Origin of the sequence: Enterobacter sp. 120016, assembly GCF_018383635.1 — a bacterium.
In the GTDB taxonomy this organism is placed as follows: domain Bacteria; phylum Pseudomonadota; class Gammaproteobacteria; order Enterobacterales; family Enterobacteriaceae; genus Enterobacter; species Enterobacter asburiae_D.
On record NZ_JAHAWC010000011.1, the window covers coordinates 117,930 to 139,972 of the forward strand.

A 22,043-nucleotide genomic window follows, 5' to 3' on the forward strand; every position below is an offset into this window, starting at 1 on the left:
AAGGGATCAGTTGAGGGCGCTGGCGGTGGTCATGGCAACGGTTTTCGCGTTAACCGGCATACCCGGCATAAACACTTTTTGTAAACCATCGATGATGACTTTATCGCCAGGGTTCAGCCCCTGCCGCACGATGCGTAAACCGTCTGCCAGACGGCCCGGCGTGATGTCACGACGCTGCGCTTTCCCCTCTTTATCGACGATATAGACGTATTTACGATCCTGATCGGTCAGCACCGCTTTGTCGTCGATAAGCGTGGCTTTGAACTCCGCGCTGCCCGGCAGGCGCACGCGGGCAAAAAGTCCCGGCGTGAACTGACGCTGTGCGTTATCCAGCAGCGCGCGCATGCGGATGGTGCCGGTACCTGGCGACAGCTGGTTATCCAGGAAATCCACTTTGCCCTGATGGGGATAGCCCTCCTCGCCCGTCAGGCCAATCTCAACCGGCAGCGCCGTGTGATTGCTGGACGCCCCCTGCCCGCTGCGGGCCAGATTCTGGTAGTGAAGGTAGGTCGACTCGTCCACGTCAAAGTAGACGTAAACGGTTTTCTGCGAGACTAGCGTGGTGAGAACGCTGGCGGTGTCGCCCGCAGTCACCAGGTTCCCGCTGGTGATCAGCGCCCGGCTGGCGCGACCGTCGATAGGCGCGGTGACTTTGGTGAAGTCCAGGTTGAGCTGCGCGGCGTCCACTGCCGCCTGCGCGGCGCGAATATCGGCCTGCGCCTGAGTGGCGGCCGAACGACGCTGCTCCCACTCTTCACGGGAGACAACGTTGGTATTGACCAGCTTATCGGTACGGTTAGCCTCACTTTGTGCCAGGCTAGCCTGCGTTTTGGCTCTCGCCAGGTTCGCCTGCGCCTGTTCCAGCGCCGCGCGATAGGTTCGGTCATCAATCGTGAACAGCACCTCGCCCTTCTTCACTTCCTGGCCGTCGGTGTAATTCACTTTATCAATGTAGCCGGAAACGCGCGGACGGAGCTGAACGCTCTCCACCGCTTCAATCCGTCCGTTAAAGCTATCCCACTGGCTAATGGATTTCACCACCACGTCAGCAGCGCTGACGGCGGGCGCAGGCGGCGCGGCATTTTGCGCGACGCTGTTATCGCATCCGACGAGCAGCACGGAGAGCAACATGACCCCCAGCGCGTTCAGATGATAGTTACCCCAGGTTTTTTGCAGGCTCATTATTTTTATTCCGGTAATTGTCGCCGCCGGGCAAGACGCAGCAGGAGGCACCGCGCCACTTCCTTTGTCCGGTGGCTGTCTTAAGGCCATTTGTGTCGTTCATCGCCACAAAACTGTAACAGTTGCGAATACACTATCGCGGCGATTGTAGGAAGGCGCTTAACTAAGTGCAAGAATAATTGTTGCACTTTATGTGCTATTTGAGCGGAGGTGAAAAGACCCGTTTCGGTCAAGGTTTTAAATGCAACAATAAAACTTGCAATTAATGCAAAAACGCGCCACCTTTTAATGCAACAGACAAAGATACTTTTAGACAGGCAGCGTGGGGGTAACCAGATGAACACTGGCGCATTTATGCATGATTTACTCGACTGGATCGACAACAACCTGGATAGCCGTCTGGACATTGAGTCCGTCGCCAGGCGTTCCGGCTACTCAAAATGGCACCTCCAGCGCCTGTTCAAAGAGCATACGGGCTATCCCCTCGCCGGGTATATTCGCGCGCAAAAGCTGCAAAAATCGGTTGAGCGCTTAACCCGCAGCGATGAACCGATTCTGAACGTGGCGATCGCGCTGGGCTTTGACTCCCAGCAGTCCTTCAACCGCAGCTTTAAGCGTCAGTATGGTCAGGCGCCTGGGGCATGGCGGCGGAGTATGGCTGGCCCGGAAACGCAGCAGCTACGCTAGCAATGAAGTTGTCACGGATGACATCCTCCCTGCCTGCGTCCCAGGCGATACCCACCTTCCAGCTGATTGACTCCCCCGTTAGCGGAATCATCACCAGCTCCGGCGGCGCGATATGCGTCACGCTGGTGGGCAGAATGGCCACACCGATACCCGCAACCACCATCGCGACGATAGTTTGGATATCGTCAGTCAGCTGAGTCGATGAGACGAAAAGACCGTTGTCATGCAGGAAGCGGTCAATCTGCGCGTTTAACCCCCGCCCTCGCTCATCATACAGCCGTAACAGAGGGCGCTTCGTTAGCCACTCTCCGACAAACATCGTCGGCGACGCGGCGGGCGCAACCAGAACCAGCCGATCGGTAAATAACGGCAGGTATTCAAGCGCCACGGGGGGAGGAACCCTGACAAAACCGACCTGTAGCTCATCATTTTGCAATCGCTCGTACTGCTGGAAGGAAGGCAGATCCGTCAATGACATTTCTACTTCCGGGTAGTCTCGACGAAAGTCAGCGATACAGCGTGGTGCCAGATAAAAGCTTGAAAGTCCGAACCCGACGGAAATATGCCCTTCAACCCCTTTCGATACCCGCTCAGCATGCTGCATAAATTGCTGGGTCTGCCTGACCACCTTCTCAGCCTCTGGCAGCAAACGCCTGCCGCTGGCCGTCAGTATTGCGCCGTGACGACCTCGTGAAAAAAGAGACATATTCACCAGGGATTCGAGGAGATTAATCTGTTTGGTCAATGCCGGCTGCGAGATAAATAGCGCCCGCGCCGCATCGGCATAGTTTCCTTTTTCAGCCAGTATCAAAAAGGCCTTTAGCAACCGGGTGTTCATTTTTTCATTCCAGATGGTTATCGAATTCGGAAATCATTTGATTATACAGTTATCGGCAATCGTTATGTAATTCAGTCTCGATGACAACCGGAGACGCAACATGAACGAACTGACATCCTTAAAGGCGGCCACCGTACAGTTTCAGCATCAGGCCAGTAACAAAAAATACAATCTCCTGATAATGGAGAAATTTATTGAGCGGGCGGCGCTTGAGCAGGTGAACATTCTCACTTTCCCTGAAATGTGCATCACCGGCTACTGGCATGTCCCCAAGCTCACCGCAGCGGAGGTGTCTGCGCTGGCAGAGCCGATTGCAGACAGCCCTTCCCTGACGCTCATTCGTTCCCTGGCGATAAAACATCAAATGCTGATTGGCGCCGGGCTTATTGAACGCGCCGACGATGGCCGACTCTACAATGCGTATGTTGCCTGCATGCCGGACGGCTCGATGCATACGCATCGTAAACTCCATGCTTTTGAACATCCGGCCATCAGCAGCGGGGACGGCTTTACCGTTTTTGATACGCCGTGGGGCGTGAAGGTCGGTATCCTGATTTGCTGGGACAATAATCTGGTCGAAAACGTGCGCGCGACGGCGCTTCTGGGTGCCGATATTCTTCTCGCGCCGCATCAAACAGGCGGTACCGATTCCCGCAGCCCTCACGGGATGAAGCCTGTTCCGCTGGCGCTCTGGGAGGAGCGCGAAACGCGCAAGGAAGAAATTACCGCGGCATTCAAAGGGCCAAGCGGTCGGGAATGGCTCATGCGCTGGCTGCCTGCCCGCGCGCATGACAACGGATTATTTCTTCTTTTCAGCAACGGTGTCGGTGCCGATGATGACGAAGTGCGCACGGGCAATGCGATGATCCTCGACCCGTATGGCAGGATCGTGAACGAAACCTGGGCGGCTGAAGATGCGATGGTAAGCGCTGAGCTCGATTTAAGCCTGCTTGCTATGAGCACCGGACGCCGCTGGATCCACGGTCGCCGCCCTGATTTATACCAGATCCTGACGCAGCCGCAGGGCTATGAACGTGATGCGATCAGCGCACGATTTTCGAATGTGCCCCCTGCTCGCTAAAATGTGAGCAATTTTTAGCTGCATCATAAGCCCGGAGCTGTTATACTGTATATAATTACAGTATGAGGTGCGCATAATGGCTGTTGAAACAAAATTTGTTGTCGTAAGAAAAGGTGAAGAGAAAATGACATTTGCCAGTAAGAAAGAGGCTGACGCTCACGACAAGCTGCTCGATATGGCAGACGCGTTCACCGACTGGCTGTTGCAAAGCGGAATGCAGATGGATGAAACGCAGGCTGAAAATCTTGGCCTGTATCTCGCCGAGCAGAAAGAGACCGTGCAGCATATTCTTCGTACCAGCAAGCTTCCCGATCTCAATGCCCCAGCTGCAACGGATACAACTGAATCCGACGCGGCTGACACGAAAAAAATCAGGGCTGTGAAAGCGGCCTGATTGTCATAAAAATCATCACTGACCCTGGAGCCCTAAGCAGCCATCTGCTTGCGGCTTTTTTTAGCCCGAACATGAAAAGCGTAAAGGAGATGACGTGCGGCAAGGAATGAAGGAAAAAATCATCAGGATCTGTGATTCAAAAATTGCCTCTAAGGGAAGCGATGTTGGGCTTTCTTTTTATGCTTTTTTTGCTAATAAAAATGACGATCCTGAACTGCTTATGGAAGTGGCGCACTGGTGGATTATGGAGATGAAGCTGGACCATTTTGAAAAGGCTGAAAAGGTGAGAAACCTCGTCTCAGCCCTGTAAACCTGCGTCTTAATGTAGACTGAAAGGCAAAACAGGTTCGCAATACCTCGCCGTCCATTTCCAGGCTAGAGGCTGTGATCTGGTCAACCCCAAAGTAGCGGCTGTTGCAACATCGTGCCAGGAAGGGACGCTAGCATCATTTTTATCTCACCTTTTGCAGGATTGCTCTGAACAGTTCGATGGACCTCCAGATGTCATCATGTGTATCACCATCCCAATCAGGAACTGTGGCCAACTCAGCCATGAACTCCTTTATCAAGATATGCGCATCGGCAACTTCATCCTTCCGACATTTAGATGCGATACGAGATATCACCTTCGGAGAGAGGCTGCTGTACGGTGAAAAGTTGGTACGCTCGGCTGCAATTAGTTTTTGTAATTTACGCATATGATCAATATATCCGGAGCACTGGTTGTGGGTCGCAAAAATAGTATGCTATATATTAATTCTTCCAGAATCTGGCAGCTAAAATAGTAGAAACTTAAACTTCCGCTCCTCGCCCAAAACAGACCTACTATTCTTACAATGTCAGTTTTAGCCAAAGGCAGATGTGGTTATCGGCACGCTATATAATCATTAGAGTGTAAGCAGCCCTTTATTTATTGCCCTTTAATCAGTGCAGATTGTTGTAACAGCTTAACAGTTAACCCTCGGCTCATACTTAACCCATATTTATCCGGGTGGCGATAACTACTCGTGTTTAGACAAAATAGCACACCGAGTGACAGGACCATTTTCATAACCTTGAATGGTGTAGTTCGGGAAATCGATCACTGTCACCATGCTGTCAGATTGATAACTCTCTGGGGCACTGCGAAGCTGGATCTCATTTTTTTGGGCCATCTCCGTAGAGTATGGACTGGTTACGCTAACACTGTTCGGATCTATTTTATGTGTTTGGCCTGTTTCATCAGTTATGACGTTGAGGCGATAGCGTTGTGTGATCACAGCTGTGGCTGTGCCATAGGGTACAAATGTTGTGATGACCTGATACGTTCGATTGTTACCTTGATTTGAAATCACGGTCATACTGTTTTTAAAATCAAGTGTGACGGGTTTCTGATCCACAATAATATTCAGTGGAACATGACAAACAACCTCACTACCAGCCTTTTGTTCTGCATTTAAACGCAATACCTCTTCATGCGAGGCCGCAAAGCAAATTATTGGAAACAGCAGGAGTGAAGCCGAGGCGAGGATTCTGAACATAGTCATATTTTCATGTCTTGTAATGTCATACTACTATACGTACTTCGTCTCATCGTTGAAACAACCTCTTCATGCGGTAGAGGCTCATTTACGATTTACATCACGCCATCGTTCATGTCGGTAGTGATATCTTTCCACGAACGCTATTTATCTATAAAGCGAGAGGGCCGGTAACTTTGCGGGATTGCATTGCTCTGACCGTCGCATAATTCTTCACATACCAGTCTGCCAATCGTCGCTGCGCACGTCACAGCTGGGTGCATAGAGGCGACGTATACCGTCCTGCTCTCATCAGCAAAACCAAGAACGGGATACCCATCCTGAATAACAGGACGCTCTCCTGTTGAGTACTGGATGAGAGCAGCCGACTCTGCGCCCGTAAGCCTGCCTCTTACCGCGCGTTGTGCAGCCTTCGCCGTTTCTCTGACGTTGCCGCTTGCCGGGTAATCTTCTGCGGCTAACATATCCCCGTTGTGCGCTTGCCGAACCTCAATATCATCACCGGAGACGATCGTGTTGACCACGTTCTGGGGAATAGCAAAGCGCAGCAATATGGCCGGTGATGCCAGAACCGGAACATGAATATCCATCTGCTCAGTCAGCGCTGGAATACCTGTACCACAGGCCAATACGACGCAATCTGCATCCAGTTTCCCCCGAGAGGTCAGGACGCCTGTCACCTTCCCTTCAGACATGTAAAGGCCCGTAACGGTTGTTTGAGTATTCAGTACGACCCCCATCTCACAGGCTTTGTCGAGCAATAATCGCGTTGCGCTGACGGCATCAATGGCACCATCTTTTGCAGCATAGCGGGCCTCTGAGGGAGGATTGTTCAAAGCCGGTTCAAGGCGGGCAATCTCCGCCTTGTGGAGGAGACGTTCGTCCTGCAGGCAGGACCCGGATGCCGCGCCGTAGGTTAACGAACCGCTCCATTTAATGTTAAGTTCCGGTATGTGTTCTTCCAGCCTGTGCCAGTCCGCAAGTGCAGCGCGCCGGATAAAAACGTCAGCCGCATCATCCTTCACCACACCGGTCAGCCAGCCAAACGCGCTACCGGTTGCACCTGACGCAGGCATATCCTGTTCAACGAGGGTGACGTCAAATTCACGGTGGGCGAGATGCCATGCGATGGATACGCCAGTGATCCCAGCACCTACGATGACAATCCTTTTTTTATGGGTCACGGTGCCTTTCTCCTGTGTGGGGAACATGTTCATGCGATGATGAGAAAGTAACCTCTTACAGGTTATTTTGTAGAATTGCAAAATTCGTGGGTGCAGTGGTTTAGGACGACAGATTCAGAGATTTGTTTCTCACTCATGAGCGACCTTATGGCCTCGTTTTATGTCCGCTTGGTGCCAGAAGCGGAAGTTAGAGTGTCGGAGACTATCTAATAGCGGAACGGTTGTTTTGCAAAGATGTTAACGCTGATATTAAGATAGTAGTGGGGGACGCTCAATTTGCACCGGATCGTCTCAACGAAGCCATCCACTTGCGCCTCTTAACAACAAGGATTGAAAGACTCTATGGAAAATAAATACAAACATGACCTTCACGAAATTCTTTGTTTGAAAACGTTTGGTGAATCTTTCGAGGCTTATCGCGTTGATGATTATGACAAGATGATCATTGAGTGGGCAGAAAGAGAGCTACTCTGCGGCAATAGTTCTGAATCATTGTTAATTTTAGCCTCCCTCAATTTAGATAAACGTCCTGATTCAGGTGAAATTGAGCGCTACCTTTATGCATATATGCTTGAACAAAACATCGTTATGCCCAGCATTAACGCTAGCGCAATGACGTGGCTAAGGATCAAAGCTTGGTTTCTGATGCATGCCGAGACTTCCAAAGAATTAGAGTTACGGCTGCATCAAATCCCTGCGTTTCACCCATCTCCGGGTTCTCGTATCCTCAGCAACATCGGCTGGCAGTTTTACCGCATATACAATGATCTCTATGATGATTGGGGGCCTGGCTACCCCTCTAAGGCCTCAGCGATGAGCGAAGCAGATATTCTTGATTTTGTGAAATGCCGCGTGAAACCTTTCTATCGTGTTCTCTGTAACTCCGATTGGGCCTGGGTTATGGCCCGAGCAGTATAAGCAAACTCATGACTGCAAAGTGCCAGTAACGGAAGTTGAACAACCATCTGTGCGATCAAAATATAACAATAGTTTGATGGAGGAGCGGGTATCACTACCTTAAAACATGATATCTAAGAGGGATTGATTGTTACCAGGAACCCAGACGAGATTTATCGTTGATGGAGCTAAGTTGAGATATCCGTTATGAAGAGATCAATAACATACAAAAATGATCGTATGCCAGCACCAAGAACAAATCACTTTACGCCTGAAGCGAAGCAGCGTGTTATCAATGGACTCGTTGCGACGGCTAAAGCTGACTTCGTATCTTTAGTTCACTGGCTGAAAACAGGTAAACAGAATGGTGAACCTATTCCGTTAGATAAATGCGAAAGTCTTCGAACCGCTATTCTTAATCTTGATACCCTTAAAGCTGGTGTACAAACCGACTGGAAGCAGGCGATCCAGTTGATGGAAAAAGAAATCAAAAAAAGCCATCAATTGAATACCTCAGTTCCTGTATCCTCGCAGCTTGTTATTGTTGTTCTGCGAAATCTTAATGATATCAGCGAGAAGATTGCTGCGGGTAAAGCTGTTTCCGAGATGCTTGGCAGGCTCGAAAATATGCAGCAAATGATTACCAACCTCAAGGGTAATGAGGGTCTGGTTAAAAGTATCAGCATTCTAACCCGAAGTGCACAGGATGCTTTGCGTGGTTATAGCAAGAATCAGTCAAAATCAAAAATCAGGAAACCTGAAAAAATAAATCCTCTCCTTCGTGATGAGCAATCCTTTCGGAGCGAGTGTGCCCCTCTGATCGGGGAAAGCGATATTTTCATAATCGCTAGTTGCCTTATTTCAATGTCGGCTCGATTGGGGCAGTCCCCTGTTAGCCTGGCTAAAAGAGCAGCCGCTTTAAAAGGTGTCATCAAAACTGAGCTTTTGCCCGAACTGCTGGATTTACTTCAGCAGGATGTAGAGTTGAATGCTTTAGTACCGCTCCACAGAGACAAAGATGACAATACTCGTAGTGATGGTGGTAAGCTTGTTGGATTGACAGGGGTCGTTGAGGGGGGCTCTTCTATCGGTGTGGAAGCGCAGCGCATTATTACCGCAGAACTTAAAAAGCTTGCGCATATCTCCGGAGTTCATCGCGTTTATCTGGATACAGCTCGTTTAGGACTGGCTTTGGAAGATGATACGTTTAGGGTTATTGAAGAGGTAAAACGTATCGCAGGGAAGCATAATTTGAGTCCATTATCGGTTGCGGTGTATTCGACTTACAAAACGCCAGGCATAAAACCGGAGATCGCCGGAGATGTTATTACTTTACTGGCACAGGATGAGGTTCTTTCAGCGACCGTCAGACGGTAACTTTATTTTTATTAGCTCCGATTTGTCCTGACATAGGTGTGGCGCAGGGTCGGACTCAATCTGACAGTCCGCTCCGTGCCAGGATCGGACCTTCTCTGCGAATGAACATATGCACTGATAGCTGACTACCCAAGTATTTTAGGGCACTCATTCAGCTTTAGCTGGAGCGCCCCCACAACCATCTGGTTGCTGGAAGCATTTAATGGGAGATGATGACTAAGCAAGGCACTGGCAATGCTTCTTTAGCGATCGCAATTATGTCGGTCACTCACCAATGGTTTACTGCATTCAAAGATTCGCGTCGAAAATAGGTTAAAAGTGAACCACTGTTCTCAAAGGCTTTTAACCGAAATGGCAAATTATTTTTTTAAGTAAAGACTCTCCCACCATTTATTCAGAATCGAATGAGTCATATGGAAAAATACATTGAGATTTATAGGGGCTTCCTTATGAGACCATGAGGCGCCCAAGGTTGATTTCAATGGAATAAAATTGGAGGTAGGTGGGCATACTGCTTGTTCAGCTAATCCAGAATAGTTGTCCGGTGGAGAACACATAGGTTGGGGGAAAGGTTTCCCAGCATGAAGCGCTAATGACCGTAATCCATATATGGATTTGAATATTTTGAGTAAATTTTTCTCCTCCCATTCTATTTTTCCACTCTCCGGTCTTATTGGTGGGGCATCAGGAAGGAAATTGACGCAAAAGTCACAAAATTTCTTGGTTGCTCCAAATGTTCCTTCAAATTGTTTAGCGATATCTTCAATCAGCCCGTCAACATTATGGCCCAATAATCTATCAAACAACTCTGGTTTGGAGGCTTTGAATCTTTCAACCTTATCGCCCTTGTTAGAGTCCCAGTTTCCAGCAGCCACTTCTAACGCTGAAACCATTAATAACCAAGCTAGATTTGGTGACGATTCACAAATCCAAAGGCTATCTTGGAAATTTCGCGCTGCCTTAATTAGTGAGTTAAAATCCTTTTCTGAAAGCTTGTAAATATCGTTTAATAATTTCAATTGTGAAATTTCAATATGTTTTTTTGCTGAAGGAACTACAAATGATCCTTTTGACATTAAAGGTGGTGGAGGGTTTTGCTCTGCTCTTGGGTGACCATATTCAGGTGTATAACTACTATATTCTCTGACAGTTGAGCCTGCGTGTGCTCTTACGCCTAATTTCAAGCTAACCAAAGCTGCAATCTCATCACTAAGCCAACCGCCATGAAAGTCATCAGTATGTGGCTTTTCATCCATAAAAGACAACCTTGCTGGGTCTAAAGCAGACAAGGCTCTCACCGTTAAGGTTGGTTTTACACCAACATCTTCTAAAGGGATCATATTTAGGAAGGAATAAACAAAATCCCCTTTAGCTTCATCTGTGAATCTACTATCGGAATAAATTATGAATTCAGATATTCCGAACACATCACTCGTAGATTGAAATAGCTTACAGTTTTTATAAGAGAGTAAACTAGCTCTCATAACTTCATCTTTTTGAGTCATAAACTCATCCATTTTAAGTTTCCCTTGTATAATTCAAATCTAATCAATTTCATTAAAAAAGTCACTACCCCCACCTTTGCATTCCCTCATAACTCACTTTCGATATGATGACCTGCTCCCCGTTGATCTAAACAGAATGCAGTTTGCAATGTCTGTTAATCGCTCTTAGCAGACGTAACGTTCCCCCCGCCACAAAACCTGGTAGCTATACAAACACACCAGACTGTTATGTTAATACGTGTTCCCCCCATCAACGAGGAATCGCGCATGACCCCACATCCGCTACGCCAGATCATCGAATCCTGTGACCACGCCATCACCACCAAAAACTATGACGCCCTGATGGAGTATTACGCCGAAGACGCCGCTCTGGTGGTCAAGCCCGGCATGACGGTTAAAGGCAAAGAAAATATCAGCAGCGCATTTATTGCCATCTCTGATTATTTTCAGAACCAGCTGAGCGTCGAACAAGGAGAGATGCAGGTGATCGAAGGTGGCGGCAATGCCCTTGTTATCATGGAAACCGTTCTGCGTTTTCCTGATGGTCAGGGTGGGATAACGGAATTGTCGCGCCGCGCGACCTATGTTTTTCGGCAGGAAAGCGACGGTCGCTGGCTTTGTACTATCGACAACTCCTACGGTACGTCGCTTCTGGATACGGGGAATGCATCACGTTAATCACAGCTTCAAAGGGGCGCTACCGCCCCTCCATACCAGCGCCCTTAGTGTGTAGTGATGCGCGGCTCCTTCACAAACTCAGCCAGCAGCCACACCATATCGTGCAACAGGCCCGTAAGCACTTTCGCTACGTGAGCGGGCAGAGCTCCACCCATAACCGCCTGCGTCAGCGCCAGAACATAGTCCACCTGAGTCAGGGTATCCTGCCAGCAGTCCGGCACGCAGGAGTTCAGTTTCTCACCCATGATCAATTGCGCGATCAGGTCTGGCGGCAGATCAACATCACAGAGTTCTCTTAGCTTACGCAGGGCGTGCAGCAGCCGCTCGCAGAGCGCCGTAAACATCTTCGCATCCTCGATTTCGACCAGCACGCTCACCAGCGCGGCGCAGTTGTCGGCGACGACAAACAGATCGGCATCAGCCGGAAGCGGCCGGGAGATAAGTTGCAGAATGACGTTTTCGTCAGACGGGAGATAAGCCAGGGTTGGAATAGTAGCCATACAAGGCATCCTTCTATATGCAGTTCATTTAACCACCCAATGAGTTCCTACGCTCGGGGGGTAGCGCTGACAGAGGTAGGAATACCGCCCATATAGAAAAACGGCCAGCCTTACGGCTGCTCCGCCAGCGCCACCGCAATTGTAGCGGGATCGGTGCTGCCGCGACATACGAAATGTCACTATATGGTAGATGCGGGTTCCTACGCCCGATTGCGGATGTGCCGCAACGCAGGCACTTTACGACCCCGATCGGTCGAAGAAAAGACATAACCCTGAATTTAACGCGGTTAATTTGCGGTTTGCGAGGCGCCTTCCAGAATAACAACGCAGCACTAAATTTTAAGCGTATCAATCACCGCTCTAAGCGCAGGCGACACGTTGCGGTGCGGATAATAAAGATACAACCCGTCCATGCGCAGGCTTATGGTCAGGCGCCTGAGGCATGGCGGCGCCGTCTCGGCAGCACGAAAGCAGACAAAACAACGACCCGCATGGCTACTCATTAAAGAACAACGCTCCTGAAACTTCTTGAGTCGTCATAGGGTGGAAGCTTGCAAAACTGTGCGGATATTGCGTTATTGCCAGGCCGCGGCAGCTAATAGGGTATTAAGGATATTATCAGCCGTTCAGCCATCCGGGTGTTTAAATGGTTAAAATAAAATAACATTTACATTGCGGTAATAAATATTCTATGTCTTAATAGCGCCATCGGTTTGGAAAACAGACCTTATGAAAGCAGTTTTAGTAAAGCAGTCCTCAGTTCAGGTGTTATCCTTAGATATCCCTTCTTCATGAGCCTTCTCCTAAGTGCCAAATAAGTAACTCTCTCAATACAGGCCATCATCGCCGCACTATGTGGCTCATAAATTAAGGAATTATCTATGTCTAATAAAATGACTGGTTTAGTAAAATGGTTCAACGCAGATAAAGGTTTTGGCTTTATCACTCCTGACGACGGCAGCAAAGATGTATTCGTGCATTTCTCTGCAATCCAGGGCGATAACTTTAAAACTCTGGATGAAGGTCAGAAAGTGTCCTTCACCATTGAAAATGGCGCTAAAGGCCCTGCGGCCGGTAACGTCACTGCACTGTAATAGGTGCTCATTATCAGTGGCGCTTACGATAGCGATGAAGGCGTTGGCCTGAGCAGTTATGTGCTACTGATAATAAAATGAACCCGCCCCGTGCGGGTTTTTTATTTATACTTCCTGACGTCTTAATCTCTTCAAATATTGTTAAAAAATAAATAATCATCATTTTAAACGTGTATTATTTTTGTCCCCTTATAGCAGGAACTCCCTATGTCAGTACGTAAAAAAACACAAACTCATCGTAATTATTTAGTGAAATGCACATGTCCAGGCTGTGCAAAAGATTCAGAACACAGCTTTAGCCGCGTTCAGAAAGGCTCTCAACTTGTCTGTCCGTCTTGCAATACCCTCTTTAAATCTTCCAAATGAATGAAGGCGTGTTCCTGCCATTCTCTTTATCCCTGAAATAAAGCTATATTTTCAGCGTATCGATCACCGCTCTAAGCGCGGGCGACACGTTACGGTGCGGATAATAGAGGTACAACCCGTCCATGCGCAGGCTATAGCGCTGCAACACCCGGATAAGCGTTCCGCGCTCCAGATCGTCAGCCACCAGCTCCACCGGGACATAGGCCAGCCCAAGCCCCAGCCGGGCGGCTTCGGCTTCCATGTAGCTGTCAGACAGCGCCCATTGCCCCTCTGGCCGATGGGTGATTATTTTCCCGTCCTGCACCAGCTCCCACTGATAGTCACTACCGTCGGCAAGCTGGTAGGCAATGCAGGGGTGCGCCACTAAATCCGCAGGCGCCTGGGGAAAACCGTAGCGTCTGAAGTGTTCCGGGGCAGCCACTGCGGCCATTTCCATATCAGGCGTGATACGCACTGCAATCATTCCCTGCCCCACTTCCGGCCCCAGTCTGACACCCGCATCGAACCGCTCGGCGATAATGTCGACGAAGCGGCTTTCATTCATCAGTTCCAGCCTGATGTCCGGGTAACGCTGTTTAAAAATGGCGAGCTTTGGCAGCAGACATTTGTCGATAGCGTGCTGGCTGGCATTAATGCGTACCGTGCCGGACGGCGTCTGACGATAGTGTGCCAGGGTCGCCAGGCCCGTATTGAGCGTATCGAACGCGGACTCGGCGGTCCGGTAAAGCTGTTCCCCCGCGTGGGTTAGCGACAGCTTGCGCGTGGTGCGGACCAGAAGCTGAACGCCCAACCGCTCCTCCAGCTCGCGAACCGAGCGGCTGATTCCGGATTGCGCCAGCCCGAGCCGCTGCGCAGCCGCCGTGAAGCTTCCCTCCCGCACCACCTGCATAAACAGGTACAGCTCATTATAGTTTTCCCGCTTCGCCATCACGCCCCCGATTTATAACAATATGATATGAATCCTAGCAGCTTTCGGCCTCTAATCAGCACTATTTCTGCTAACTATAATGTCCGCAACACAACACCACAGGGTCCATTTTCATGAAAACATTCACCCAAAAACTGTCCGTTGCGATGCTGCTATGCGCATCATTAAGTGGAGTTACAACAATGAGTTATGCAGAAACCACCAACCCAAACGCACCGATTTCGATGGTGGCCACATGGGATAAAACCTTCGCCGAAAGTGACAAAGTCGATCACCGTAAGGTGTCCTTCCAGAACCGGTACGGGATCACCCTGGTAGGCGATCTGTATCTTCCTAAAAACCGCGGTGACCGCAAGCTGGCGGCGATTGCGGTCAGCGGGCCGTTTGGCGCGGTCAAAGAGCAGTCCAGCGGCCTGTATGCGCAGACCCTGGCGGAGAATGGGTTTGTGACCCTGGCGTTCGATCCGTCCTATACGGGCGAAAGCGGCGGCCAGCCGCGCAACGTTGCGTCTCCGGATATCAACACCGAAGACTTTAGCGCGGCGGTGGATTTCCTGGGGTTGCAGAAAGAGGTTGATCGTAACCGCATCGGTATTCTCGGCATCTGCGGCTGGGGCGGTATGGCGCTGAATGCGGCCTCCATGGACACCCGCGTGAAAGCGGTTGCCACCAGCGTGATGTACGACATGAGCCGGGCGATGGGCCACGGCGTGGGCGACGGGAAAGATCGCTATTCAACGTCTGACCGCCGTGCCGTTCTGCAGTATCTGAACGCACAGCGCTGGAAAGATGCTGAGAACGGTACCTTCGCGCACGGCGGCCATGACATTTATGTCGATGAGAACGGCAAGGTGGCGGCGGCTGAACGTATTCTGCCAGAGACGCTGCCAGCAGACCCGCATCCGGTACTGAAGGAGTTCTACGACTACTACCGCATGCCGCGCGGCTTCCACGCGCGTTCCGTCAACTCCACCGGCGCGTGGACCGCGACCACGCCATTATCCTTTATGAATATGCCGCTGCTGAGCTTCGCCGGGGAAATTACTATCCCGACGCTTATCGTCACCGGTGAAAAAGCGCACTCCCGCTACTTTGCAGAAGATGCGTTTAAAGCGGTCGGCAGCAAGCAGAAGGAACTTGTGATTGTACCGGGCGCAAACCATGTCGATCTCTACGACAATGCTGCCAGGAAGATCCCGTTCGGCCAGTTTGAGCAGTTCTTCAAAACCAGCCTGAAATAAACCTCTCCGCCGCCCGTGTTGAGCGGGCGGCCCTTCGTGAAAGATGACTATGTCCACTCTGAACCCTGCCACCTCACAGAATGAGGAACGCGCGCACTGGGGCGGTATTTTTGCCATGACCCTGTGCGTATTCGTTCTGATTGCCTCGGAATTTATGCCCGTCAGCCTGCTTACCCCTCTTGCCAGAGATCTGGGCGTTACGGAGGGGCTCGCTGGCCAGGGGATCGCCATCTCCGGCGCGCTGGCGGTTCTGACCAGCCTCTTCCTTTCCCGGCTTGCCGGGAATATGAACCGCAAACACCTTCTGCTGGGCATGACGCTCCTGATGGCGCTCTCGGGGATGATTATCGCTTTCGCCCCAAACTATCTGGTTTACATGACCGGCCGCGCGCTGATCGGCATCGCTATAGGCGGGTTCTGGTCCATGTCTGCCGCAACGGCCATTCGCCTCGTTCCGCAGCATCAGGTCTCTCGCGCGCTGGCGATATTCAACGGGGGAAACGCGCTGGCGACGGTAGTCGCCGCCCCGCTCGGGAGCTATCTCGGCGCCACCATTGGCTGGCGCGGCGCCTTCCTGTGCCTGGTTCCCGTGGCGATAGTGGCGTTCCTCTGGCAACGCTTTAGCCTGCCCGATATGAACGGCAATAAAAATACAGTGTCACGTGCATCCGTCTTTGGGTTATTCCGCCAGCCGGTGGTTTCCATTGGTCTGCTGGCCTGCGGCCTGTTCTTTATGGGGCAGTTTGCGCTGTTTACCTATGTGCGTCCGTTTCTCGAAACCGTCACGCAGGTCACCCCCTGCGGCTTATCGCTGATTTTACTCACCATCGGCGTCGCGGGTTTTGTTGGCACACTGCTCGTTGCCATTGTTCTGAACGCCGCGTTTTACCTGACGTTAATCGCCATACCCCTGCTGATGGCCGTCATAGCGGGCGTGTTGATACTGACCGGTCACAGCGTGTGGATCGTTGCCCTGCTGTTAGGCTTCTGGGGGATGCTGGCGACGGCGGCGCCAACGGGATGGTGGACATGGATTGCGCGAACGCTGCCGCAAGATGCCGAAGCCGGTGGCGGGTTAATGGTCGCCGTGATCCAGCTTTCTATTGCGCTGGGTTCAACCGCGGGCGGTATGGTGTTCGACCATAGCGGCTGGCAGAGCACGTTTGCATTGAGCGGCATGTTGCTGCTGGGCGCGGTTGTGTTGACGCTTCTGCTTTCGCGTCGTCACAAATCACTCGCCGGATGATTTGTTGACGCTTTTCTTCACCGCTGGTGTATTGTTTTTAAACGATTCACCACTCTGAAGAGAAGCGGCGACATGATTAACATCCTCGGCAAAACCACCTCCATTAACGTGCGTAAAGTGCTCTGGACCTGCGAAGAAGCAGGCCTCGCGTATCAACAGGAAGATTACGGCAGCGGTTTTGCCTCAACGGAAACGGATGCCTTCCGCGCCCTGAACCCCAACGCCATGGTGCCGGTGCTGATGGATGACGATTTCGTGCTGTGGGAGTCCAACGCCATCTGCCGCTATCTGGCGCGCAAGGCCGGACGTCACGACCTGCTGCCCGCAGAACCGCAGGCCTGCGCCAACGTTGAGCGCTGGATGGACTGGCAGGCAACCGAATTCAATAACGCCTGGCGCTATGTTTTCCCGGCGCTGGGGCGTAAAAACCCGGACTTTAACGACCCTGAGCGCATTGCGGCGGGAATAAAAGAGTGGAACCACTGCATCACCATTCTGGAAAACCAGCTGCAGCGCACCGGGGCATTTGCGGCGGGACAGACGTTTACCCTTGCGGACGTGGTGCTTGGGCTGTCGGTGAATCGCTGGAAGATGACGCCGTTTGATAAGCCCGACGTGCCGGCGATTGAGGACTGGTTTGAACGTCTTAACCAGCGCCCGGCGTTTTTGCGTCACGGCAATAACGGCATGATATAAAGTATTTACGCCCCATCTTGAGCAAGGATATTTTATTTAATTACTAAACCCTTAAACACGTCAGAGGAAATAATAATTAAGCCATATCCTGGACAGCCCGTTGCACCGCTTTGCTAGCCTGACTATTCAGGCAAAGCTCAACCCGGAGGTATTCTTGCTGATTAGACTCAAGAAAGAACGAACGCATAAGGAGGATCGCCGGCTTGCTCTCTGGCTGGCGACCTCGGCAGGTTTGCTCAATGCCATCGCCCTTGGGGCATTTGGTTTTTTCCCCTCACACATGACCGGCAACACCTCACAGTTATCCAGCGAAGTCTCTTCCACCGACCTGAGCGATATTATTTTCTTCGGCTCGATTATTCTCTCCTTTGTCGCAGGCGCTATTCTTGCCCGCATGATTGTAATATGGGGCATTATCCATAACGTCAGGCTGGTTTTTTGCCAGATCCTGTTTGTCGAGGGGATATTGCTGACCGGCGTCTCCTTCTACGAGATGTATTTTCATGCCCTCACCAGCAACCGCGAGATTATTCTTTTTCTGTGCGGCCTGATGGGCATTCATAATTCCACCTCCACGCAACTTTCCGGCGGACGGGTGAGATCGACGCACATTACCGGCACGCTGACGGACGCGGGGATATCCCTGGCCTCCGTAATGGTAGCGATGCTGCGCAGGGATTACTCCAAAGATACGGCGGCACAAAAAAGTCAGCTGAAAACCCACTTAACCACCCTTTTCTCGTTTATTACGGGCGGTATCGCGGGGCTGCTGCTGTTCAGGTGGATCGGGTTTAACGCCATGCTGGCGCTCGGACTGATGCTTGCCGTGGTCGCTATCGTTTCAATTATCACCGTCTCGTCGCGGGTTCGACGCGTTCGCGCCTCTCTATGAAGATAATAACCTGTATTGGGCGTAAAAGCTTTGCAGATGTGACGTTGTCACATCTGCAAATTCGCTTTAGGACTATTCTGCCTGCCCCTCAATCAGCCCTTACGCCATAAGGCTTAACACCAGGTTGTCACTGTTTTCATAGGGTTACTGATTTTACCCCTTCGCTGGAACCCTTCCCAAACGCTTGCTATAGGTGAAATACCCCTGCCGAAACATGGCATAACAACAGGCAACCGGTGGTTGCTATAACGCATGCGCACAGGGAGACACACCGCAATGCACCCATTACTCAAACGTTCGCTGCTGTTTGTCGGCGCCATTATCGTGGTCCTCGTCCTCCTCGTCTGGGGTATCGGGATGGAGACGATAAAGGCGCGCCAGGTTGACCTGGTCTATCTCGGGCAACAGCACATGATTCTGGTTTTCTCATCGATGTTTTTTGCCCTGCTGGTGGGTATTCCAGCCGGTATTCTGCTGAGCCGCCCGGCCGCGCGGGGTATCGCCGAATATGTGATGCAAATCTTCAACGTCGGCAACACGCTGCCGCCGCTGGCCGTCCTGGCGCTGGCGATGGTGGTGATTGGCATTGGCGATACGCCCGCCATCATCGCCCTGTTCCTTGCCTCGCTGCTGCCGATCGTGCGTAACACCTACGCCGGGCTGTGCTCGGTCCCGCCGTCGCTGCTGGAGGCGGCAAACGGCATCGGGATGACCAAATGGCAGCGCCTGCGTCAGGTTGAGCTACCAGCCGCCTGGCCGGTCATGCTCTCGGGGATCCGCATCGCCACGGCTATTAACGTCGGTACCGCACCGCTGGCGTTCCTGATTGGCGCCAGCAGCTACGGCGAGCTGATTTTCCCCGGTATTTACCTGAACGATTTTCCGACCCTGATCCTCGGCGCGGCGGCCACCGCCCTGATCGCCCTGATCCTCGATACCCTGCTGGCGGCGCTGGGTCGCGTGATGAGTCCCCATCTCGCTCGATAACAATAACAAGGAGCTTTTATGAGACTGTTTTCCGGCCTGACGGCGCTGTGTGCCGCGGCCCTGTTCACCAGCCAGGCGATGGCGGCCCCGCTGATTCTGGCGACCAAGAGCTTTACCGAGCAGCACATTCTCTCGGCGATGACCGTGCAGTACCTGCAAAAGAAAGGTTTTCAGGTCCAGCCGCAAACCAACATTGCCACGGTGATCTCCCGCAACGCGATGATCAACAAGCAGATTGACATGACCTGGGAGTACACCGGCACGTCGCTGATCATCTTTAACCACATCAACAAGCGCATGTCGCCGCAGGAGTCTTACGAGACGGTGAAACGCCTGGACGCGAAGCACGGTCTGGTCTGGCTCAAACCCGCAGACATGAACAACACCTACGCTTTCGCCATGCAGCGCAAGCGCGCCGAGGCGGAACATATCAACACCATGTCGGAGATGGTGGCGAAGATTGAGCAGGTCCGTAAAACCAATCCGGACAAAAACTGGCTGCTGGGCTTGGACCTGGAGTTTGCGGGGCGCAGCGACGGCATGAAGCCGCTTCAGGCGGCCTACAAGATGGATCTGGACCGCCCGCAAATCCGTCAGATGGACCCCGGTCTGGTCTATAACGCGGTGCGCGACGGCTTCGTTGACGCCGGTCTGATTTACACCACCGACGGGCGCGTGAAAGGCTTCGACCTCAAGGTGCTGGAAGATGATAAAGGCTTCTTCCCGAGCTACGCGGTAACGCCGGTGGTGCGTAAAGACACGCTGGAGGCCAACCCCGGTCTGGAAGAGGCGCTCAACACCCTCTCGGCCCAGCTCAACAACGACGTTATCACCGAGCTGAACAAGAAGGTGGATATCGACCATCAGTCACCGCAGCAGGTCGCCCGCGATTTCCTGCGTAGCAAACAGCTGCTGTAGGAGGCGCTATGGAGACGATTCACTACATTCTGGACAACTGGGATTACCTCTTAACCCTGACGCTGCAGCACCTGTGGCTGGTGGCGCTGGCCGTAGGCTTAGCCATCATCATCGGCGTACCGCTGGGCATTCTGATTGTCCGCCATAAGTGGCTGGCAACGCCGGTGCTGGGGATAGCCACCATCGTGCTGACCATTCCGTCCATCGCCCTGTTTGGCCTGATGATCCCGCTGTTTTCGCTGATCGGTCAGGGCATCGGTGCCCTGCCCGCGATCACGGCGGTGTTTCTCTACTCGCTGCTGCCGATTGTGCGTAATACCCATACCGCGCTCGACAGCCTGCCGCCGGGCCTGCGCGAAGCCGGGCGCGGCATCGGCATGACCTTCTGGCAGCGCCTGCGCTGGGTTGAAATCCCGATGGCGCTGCCGGTGATTTTCGGCGGGATCCGCACCGCCGTGGTGATGAACATCGGCGTGATGGCGATTGCCGCCGTGATCGGCGCGGGCGGTCTGGGCCTGCTGCTGCTCAACGGCATCGGCGGAAGCGATATTCGCATGTTGATTGCGGGCGCGCTGATGATTTGTCTTTTAGCAATTGTGCTTGACTGGCTGCTGCACCGTCTGCAGGTGGTTCTGACTCCAAAGGGGATTCGATAATGATAAAACTGGAAAACCTCACCAAACAATTTTCACAGAAGCACGGCCAGACCTTTAAGGCCGTCGATAACGTCAACCTGACCGTGCCCGAAGGGGAAATGTGCGTCCTGCTCGGCCCTTCCGGCTGCGGGAAGACCACCACCCTGAAGATGATTAACCGCCTCATTACCCCAAGCAGCGGGACGATCCTGATCAACGGTGAAGACACCAGCGGGATGGACACCGTCACCCTGCGTCGCAACATCGGCTACGTGATCCAGCAGATTGGCCTGTTCCCGAACATGACCATCGAAGAGAACATTACCGTCGTGCCGCGCATGCTGGGCTGGGATAAAGCGCGCTGCAAAACCCGCGCCGAAGAGCTGATGGATATGGTGGCGATGGATCCGCACAAGTTCCTCAACCGCTACCCGCGCGAGATGTCCGGCGGCCAGCAGCAGCGTATCGGCGTGATCCGCGCCCTGGCGGCAGATCCTCCGGTACTGCTGATGGATGAACCCTTCGGCGCGGTGGACCCGATCAACCGCGAGGTGATCCAGAACCAGTTCCTGGAGATGCAGCGCAAGCTGAAAAAAACCGTCATGCTGGTGAGCCACGATATCGATGAAGCCCTGAAGCTCGGCGACCGTATTGCGGTGTTCCGTCAGGGGAAAATCGTGCAGTGCGCCAGCCCGGATGAACTGCTGGCGAAACCGGCGAATGAGTTTGTCGGATCGTTCGTCGGCCAGGACCGGACGCTGAAGCGCCTGCTGCTGGTATCGGCGGGCGACGTCACCGACCAGCAGCCGACCATTACGGTGCGGGGCTCTACTCCGCTTCCCGACGCCTTTGCGACCATGGATGATAACGACATTCGTGCCGTGACGGTGGTCGACGAGCACGGCAAACCGCTGGGCTTTGTGAAGCGTCGCGAAGCGCGCAACGCCAGCGGTACCTGCGCCGACATCCTGCATCCGTTCCGCATGACCGGCAAAGCGGAAGACAACCTGCGCGTGGTGCTTTCACGTCTGTATGAGAGTAATACCAGCTGGATGCCGATCGTGGATGAGGACGGTCGCTACAACGGCGAGATTTCGCAGGACTATATTGCCGAGTATCTGAGCTCCGGGCGTACGCGCCGGGCGCTGAATATTCATAGCGATTAAATGAGTATTTTAATGGATTAAATGTAACGGT

General features: G+C 52.3%; 25 protein-coding genes and 1 pseudogene. 17 read left to right on the plus strand and 9 right to left on the minus strand.

Features of this window, described 5'->3' with window-relative positions:
• Window positions 1–6: 6 nt before the first annotated feature.
• On the minus strand, window positions 7–1,182 hold the full coding sequence (gene oqxA / locus KIF87_RS16210; RefSeq protein WP_213329483.1) for a multidrug efflux RND transporter periplasmic adaptor subunit OqxA: 1,176 nt from the start codon (window positions 1,180–1,182) through the stop codon (window positions 7–9).
• A 336-nt stretch (window positions 1,183–1,518) separates the two neighbouring features.
• Here oqxA and KIF87_RS16215 point away from each other — a divergent pair, with 336 nt between their 5' ends.
• Complete coding sequence (locus KIF87_RS16215) at window positions 1,519–1,869, plus strand: helix-turn-helix domain-containing protein (protein WP_029739383.1); 351 nt, start codon at window positions 1,519–1,521, stop codon at window positions 1,867–1,869.
• On the opposite strand, the gene KIF87_RS16220 is transcribed toward KIF87_RS16215, so the two are convergent.
• A complete protein-coding gene (locus KIF87_RS16220; protein WP_249665936.1) occupies window positions 1,793–2,707 on the minus strand; it encodes a LysR family transcriptional regulator in 915 nt (304 codons plus the stop codon). The genes KIF87_RS16215 and KIF87_RS16220 overlap by 77 nt on opposite strands.
• A gap of 100 nt (window positions 2,708–2,807) precedes the next feature.
• Here KIF87_RS16220 and KIF87_RS16225 point away from each other — a divergent pair, with 100 nt between their 5' ends.
• From KIF87_RS16225 to KIF87_RS16235, 3 genes are all read left to right on the plus strand, one after another.
• Window positions 2,808–3,788 (plus strand): nitrilase family protein, encoded by a 981-nt coding sequence (locus KIF87_RS16225; protein ID WP_213329485.1) that lies wholly within the window; start codon window positions 2,808–2,810, stop codon window positions 3,786–3,788.
• Window positions 3,789–3,864: 76 nt separating this feature from the next.
• Entirely contained in the window at window positions 3,865–4,182 is a 318-nt protein-coding gene (locus KIF87_RS16230) for a YebG family protein (protein ID WP_213329488.1), read from the plus strand.
• 94 nt (window positions 4,183–4,276) lie between these two features.
• Window positions 4,277–4,492, plus strand: coding sequence for a DUF6500 family protein (locus KIF87_RS16235; protein WP_213329490.1), 216 nt, complete (start codon window positions 4,277–4,279; stop codon window positions 4,490–4,492).
• Between the two features lie 142 nt (window positions 4,493–4,634).
• Here the strand turns inward: KIF87_RS16235 and KIF87_RS16240 are convergent, their stop codons facing one another.
• From KIF87_RS16240 to KIF87_RS16250, 3 genes are all read right to left on the minus strand, one after another.
• Window positions 4,635–4,880 (minus strand): hypothetical protein, encoded by a 246-nt coding sequence (locus KIF87_RS16240; RefSeq protein ID WP_213329493.1) that lies wholly within the window; start codon window positions 4,878–4,880, stop codon window positions 4,635–4,637.
• Between the two features lie 303 nt (window positions 4,881–5,183).
• On the minus strand, window positions 5,184–5,708 hold the full coding sequence (locus KIF87_RS16245) for a hypothetical protein (protein WP_213329497.1): 525 nt from the start codon (window positions 5,706–5,708) through the stop codon (window positions 5,184–5,186).
• A 137-nt stretch (window positions 5,709–5,845) separates the two neighbouring features.
• Complete coding sequence (locus tag KIF87_RS16250; RefSeq protein WP_349628239.1) at window positions 5,846–6,886, minus strand: NAD(P)/FAD-dependent oxidoreductase; 1,041 nt, start codon at window positions 6,884–6,886, stop codon at window positions 5,846–5,848.
• A 342-nt stretch (window positions 6,887–7,228) separates the two neighbouring features.
• Here KIF87_RS16250 and KIF87_RS16255 point away from each other — a divergent pair, with 342 nt between their 5' ends.
• Window positions 7,229–7,804 (plus strand): hypothetical protein, encoded by a 576-nt coding sequence (locus KIF87_RS16255; RefSeq protein WP_213329499.1) that lies wholly within the window; start codon window positions 7,229–7,231, stop codon window positions 7,802–7,804.
• 186 nt (window positions 7,805–7,990) lie between these two features.
• Window positions 7,991–9,160 carry a dynamitin family protein gene (locus tag KIF87_RS16260; RefSeq protein WP_213329501.1) on the plus strand — a complete coding sequence of 390 codons (1,170 nt, stop codon included), beginning with the start codon at window positions 7,991–7,993 and terminating at the stop codon, window positions 9,158–9,160.
• Between the two features lie 359 nt (window positions 9,161–9,519).
• Here the strand turns inward: KIF87_RS16260 and KIF87_RS16265 are convergent, their stop codons facing one another.
• Window positions 9,520–10,677 (minus strand): hypothetical protein, encoded by a 1,158-nt coding sequence (locus tag KIF87_RS16265; RefSeq protein WP_213329504.1) that lies wholly within the window; start codon window positions 10,675–10,677, stop codon window positions 9,520–9,522.
• Between the two features lie 255 nt (window positions 10,678–10,932).
• Between KIF87_RS16265 and KIF87_RS16270 the strand changes: the two genes are divergently transcribed.
• The gene (locus tag KIF87_RS16270; RefSeq protein WP_213329507.1) at window positions 10,933–11,343 is read left to right on the plus strand and encodes a YybH family protein; all 411 of its coding nucleotides are present in this window, start codon (window positions 10,933–10,935) and stop codon (window positions 11,341–11,343) included.
• Between the two features lie 44 nt (window positions 11,344–11,387).
• Here the strand turns inward: KIF87_RS16270 and KIF87_RS16275 are convergent, their stop codons facing one another.
• Window positions 11,388–11,843, minus strand: a complete 456-nt coding sequence (locus KIF87_RS16275) for a hypothetical protein (RefSeq protein ID WP_213329509.1) — start codon at window positions 11,841–11,843, stop codon at window positions 11,388–11,390.
• Window positions 11,844–12,175: 332 nt separating this feature from the next.
• Window positions 12,176–12,265 (minus strand): annotated as a pseudogene (locus KIF87_RS23470) (LysR substrate-binding domain-containing protein); the annotation flags it as partial.
• Between the two features lie 459 nt (window positions 12,266–12,724).
• Here KIF87_RS23470 and cspE point away from each other — a divergent pair.
• Window positions 12,725–12,937, plus strand: a complete 213-nt coding sequence (cspE, locus tag KIF87_RS16280; protein WP_010430585.1) for a transcription antiterminator/RNA stability regulator CspE — start codon at window positions 12,725–12,727, stop codon at window positions 12,935–12,937.
• Between the two features lie 207 nt (window positions 12,938–13,144).
• The gene (locus KIF87_RS16285) at window positions 13,145–13,303 is read left to right on the plus strand and encodes a YnfU family zinc-binding protein (protein WP_213329513.1); all 159 of its coding nucleotides are present in this window, start codon (window positions 13,145–13,147) and stop codon (window positions 13,301–13,303) included.
• A 43-nt stretch (window positions 13,304–13,346) separates the two neighbouring features.
• Here the strand turns inward: KIF87_RS16285 and KIF87_RS16290 are convergent, their stop codons facing one another.
• Window positions 13,347–14,231 carry a LysR family transcriptional regulator gene (locus tag KIF87_RS16290; protein ID WP_213329516.1) on the minus strand — a complete coding sequence of 295 codons (885 nt, stop codon included), beginning with the start codon at window positions 14,229–14,231 and terminating at the stop codon, window positions 13,347–13,349.
• 113 nt (window positions 14,232–14,344) lie between these two features.
• Between KIF87_RS16290 and KIF87_RS16295 the strand changes: the two genes are divergently transcribed.
• From KIF87_RS16295 to osmV, 8 genes are all read left to right on the plus strand, one after another.
• Complete coding sequence (locus KIF87_RS16295) at window positions 14,345–15,472, plus strand: alpha/beta hydrolase (RefSeq protein WP_213329521.1); 1,128 nt, start codon at window positions 14,345–14,347, stop codon at window positions 15,470–15,472.
• A 49-nt stretch (window positions 15,473–15,521) separates the two neighbouring features.
• Complete coding sequence (locus KIF87_RS16300; RefSeq protein WP_213329523.1) at window positions 15,522–16,718, plus strand: MFS transporter; 1,197 nt, start codon at window positions 15,522–15,524, stop codon at window positions 16,716–16,718.
• Between the two features lie 72 nt (window positions 16,719–16,790).
• Window positions 16,791–17,414: a glutathione S-transferase family protein gene (locus KIF87_RS16305; RefSeq protein WP_213329526.1), complete on the plus strand. Its 624-nt coding sequence runs from the start codon at window positions 16,791–16,793 to the stop codon at window positions 17,412–17,414.
• 154 nt (window positions 17,415–17,568) lie between these two features.
• The gene (locus tag KIF87_RS16310; RefSeq protein ID WP_213329528.1) at window positions 17,569–18,306 is read left to right on the plus strand and encodes a YoaK family protein; all 738 of its coding nucleotides are present in this window, start codon (window positions 17,569–17,571) and stop codon (window positions 18,304–18,306) included.
• A 276-nt stretch (window positions 18,307–18,582) separates the two neighbouring features.
• Window positions 18,583–19,293, plus strand: coding sequence for an osmoprotectant ABC transporter permease OsmY (gene osmY, locus KIF87_RS16315; protein WP_213329531.1), 711 nt, complete (start codon window positions 18,583–18,585; stop codon window positions 19,291–19,293).
• Between the two features lie 18 nt (window positions 19,294–19,311).
• Window positions 19,312–20,211, plus strand: coding sequence for an osmoprotectant ABC transporter substrate-binding protein OsmX (gene osmX, locus KIF87_RS16320; RefSeq protein ID WP_033145383.1), 900 nt, complete (start codon window positions 19,312–19,314; stop codon window positions 20,209–20,211).
• Between the two features lie 8 nt (window positions 20,212–20,219).
• Window positions 20,220–20,867 (plus strand): osmoprotectant ABC transporter permease OsmW, encoded by a 648-nt coding sequence (osmW, locus tag KIF87_RS16325; protein WP_006808875.1) that lies wholly within the window; start codon window positions 20,220–20,222, stop codon window positions 20,865–20,867.
• Window positions 20,867–22,012: an osmoprotectant ABC transporter ATP-binding protein OsmV gene (gene osmV / locus KIF87_RS16330; RefSeq protein WP_213329534.1), complete on the plus strand. Its 1,146-nt coding sequence runs from the start codon at window positions 20,867–20,869 to the stop codon at window positions 22,010–22,012. Before osmW ends, osmV begins: the two co-directional genes overlap by 1 nt.
• Window positions 22,013–22,043: the final 31 nt, after the last annotated feature.

Coding starts and splice junctions, on each gene's coding strand:
- oqxA (WP_213329483.1), bottom strand. CDS start 1,182: ATGAGCCTGCAAAAAACCTGGGGTAACTATCATCTGAACGCGCTGGGG.
- KIF87_RS16215 (WP_029739383.1), top strand. CDS start 1,519: ATGAACACTGGCGCATTTATGCATGATTTACTCGACTGGATCGACAAC.
- KIF87_RS16220 (WP_249665936.1), bottom strand. CDS start 2,707: ATGAACACCCGGTTGCTAAAGGCCTTTTTGATACTGGCTGAAAAAGGA.
- KIF87_RS16225 (WP_213329485.1), top strand. CDS start 2,808: ATGAACGAACTGACATCCTTAAAGGCGGCCACCGTACAGTTTCAGCAT.
- KIF87_RS16230 (WP_213329488.1), top strand. CDS start 3,865: ATGGCTGTTGAAACAAAATTTGTTGTCGTAAGAAAAGGTGAAGAGAAA.
- KIF87_RS16240 (WP_213329493.1), bottom strand. CDS start 4,880: ATGCGTAAATTACAAAAACTAATTGCAGCCGAGCGTACCAACTTTTCA.
- KIF87_RS16245 (WP_213329497.1), bottom strand. CDS start 5,708: ATGACTATGTTCAGAATCCTCGCCTCGGCTTCACTCCTGCTGTTTCCA.
- KIF87_RS16255 (WP_213329499.1), top strand. CDS start 7,229: ATGGAAAATAAATACAAACATGACCTTCACGAAATTCTTTGTTTGAAA.
- KIF87_RS16260 (WP_213329501.1), top strand. CDS start 7,991: ATGAAGAGATCAATAACATACAAAAATGATCGTATGCCAGCACCAAGA.
- KIF87_RS16265 (WP_213329504.1), bottom strand. CDS start 10,677: ATGGATGAGTTTATGACTCAAAAAGATGAAGTTATGAGAGCTAGTTTA.
- KIF87_RS16270 (WP_213329507.1), top strand. CDS start 10,933: ATGACCCCACATCCGCTACGCCAGATCATCGAATCCTGTGACCACGCC.
- KIF87_RS16275 (WP_213329509.1), bottom strand. CDS start 11,843: ATGGCTACTATTCCAACCCTGGCTTATCTCCCGTCTGACGAAAACGTC.
- cspE (WP_010430585.1), top strand. CDS start 12,725: ATGTCTAATAAAATGACTGGTTTAGTAAAATGGTTCAACGCAGATAAA.
- KIF87_RS16285 (WP_213329513.1), top strand. CDS start 13,145: ATGTCAGTACGTAAAAAAACACAAACTCATCGTAATTATTTAGTGAAA.
- KIF87_RS16290 (WP_213329516.1), bottom strand. CDS start 14,231: ATGGCGAAGCGGGAAAACTATAATGAGCTGTACCTGTTTATGCAGGTG.
- KIF87_RS16295 (WP_213329521.1), top strand. CDS start 14,345: ATGAAAACATTCACCCAAAAACTGTCCGTTGCGATGCTGCTATGCGCA.
- KIF87_RS16300 (WP_213329523.1), top strand. CDS start 15,522: ATGTCCACTCTGAACCCTGCCACCTCACAGAATGAGGAACGCGCGCAC.
- KIF87_RS16305 (WP_213329526.1), top strand. CDS start 16,791: ATGATTAACATCCTCGGCAAAACCACCTCCATTAACGTGCGTAAAGTG.
- osmY (WP_213329531.1), top strand. CDS start 18,583: ATGCACCCATTACTCAAACGTTCGCTGCTGTTTGTCGGCGCCATTATC.
- osmX (WP_033145383.1), top strand. CDS start 19,312: ATGAGACTGTTTTCCGGCCTGACGGCGCTGTGTGCCGCGGCCCTGTTC.
- osmW (WP_006808875.1), top strand. CDS start 20,220: ATGGAGACGATTCACTACATTCTGGACAACTGGGATTACCTCTTAACC.
- osmV (WP_213329534.1), top strand. CDS start 20,867: ATGATAAAACTGGAAAACCTCACCAAACAATTTTCACAGAAGCACGGC.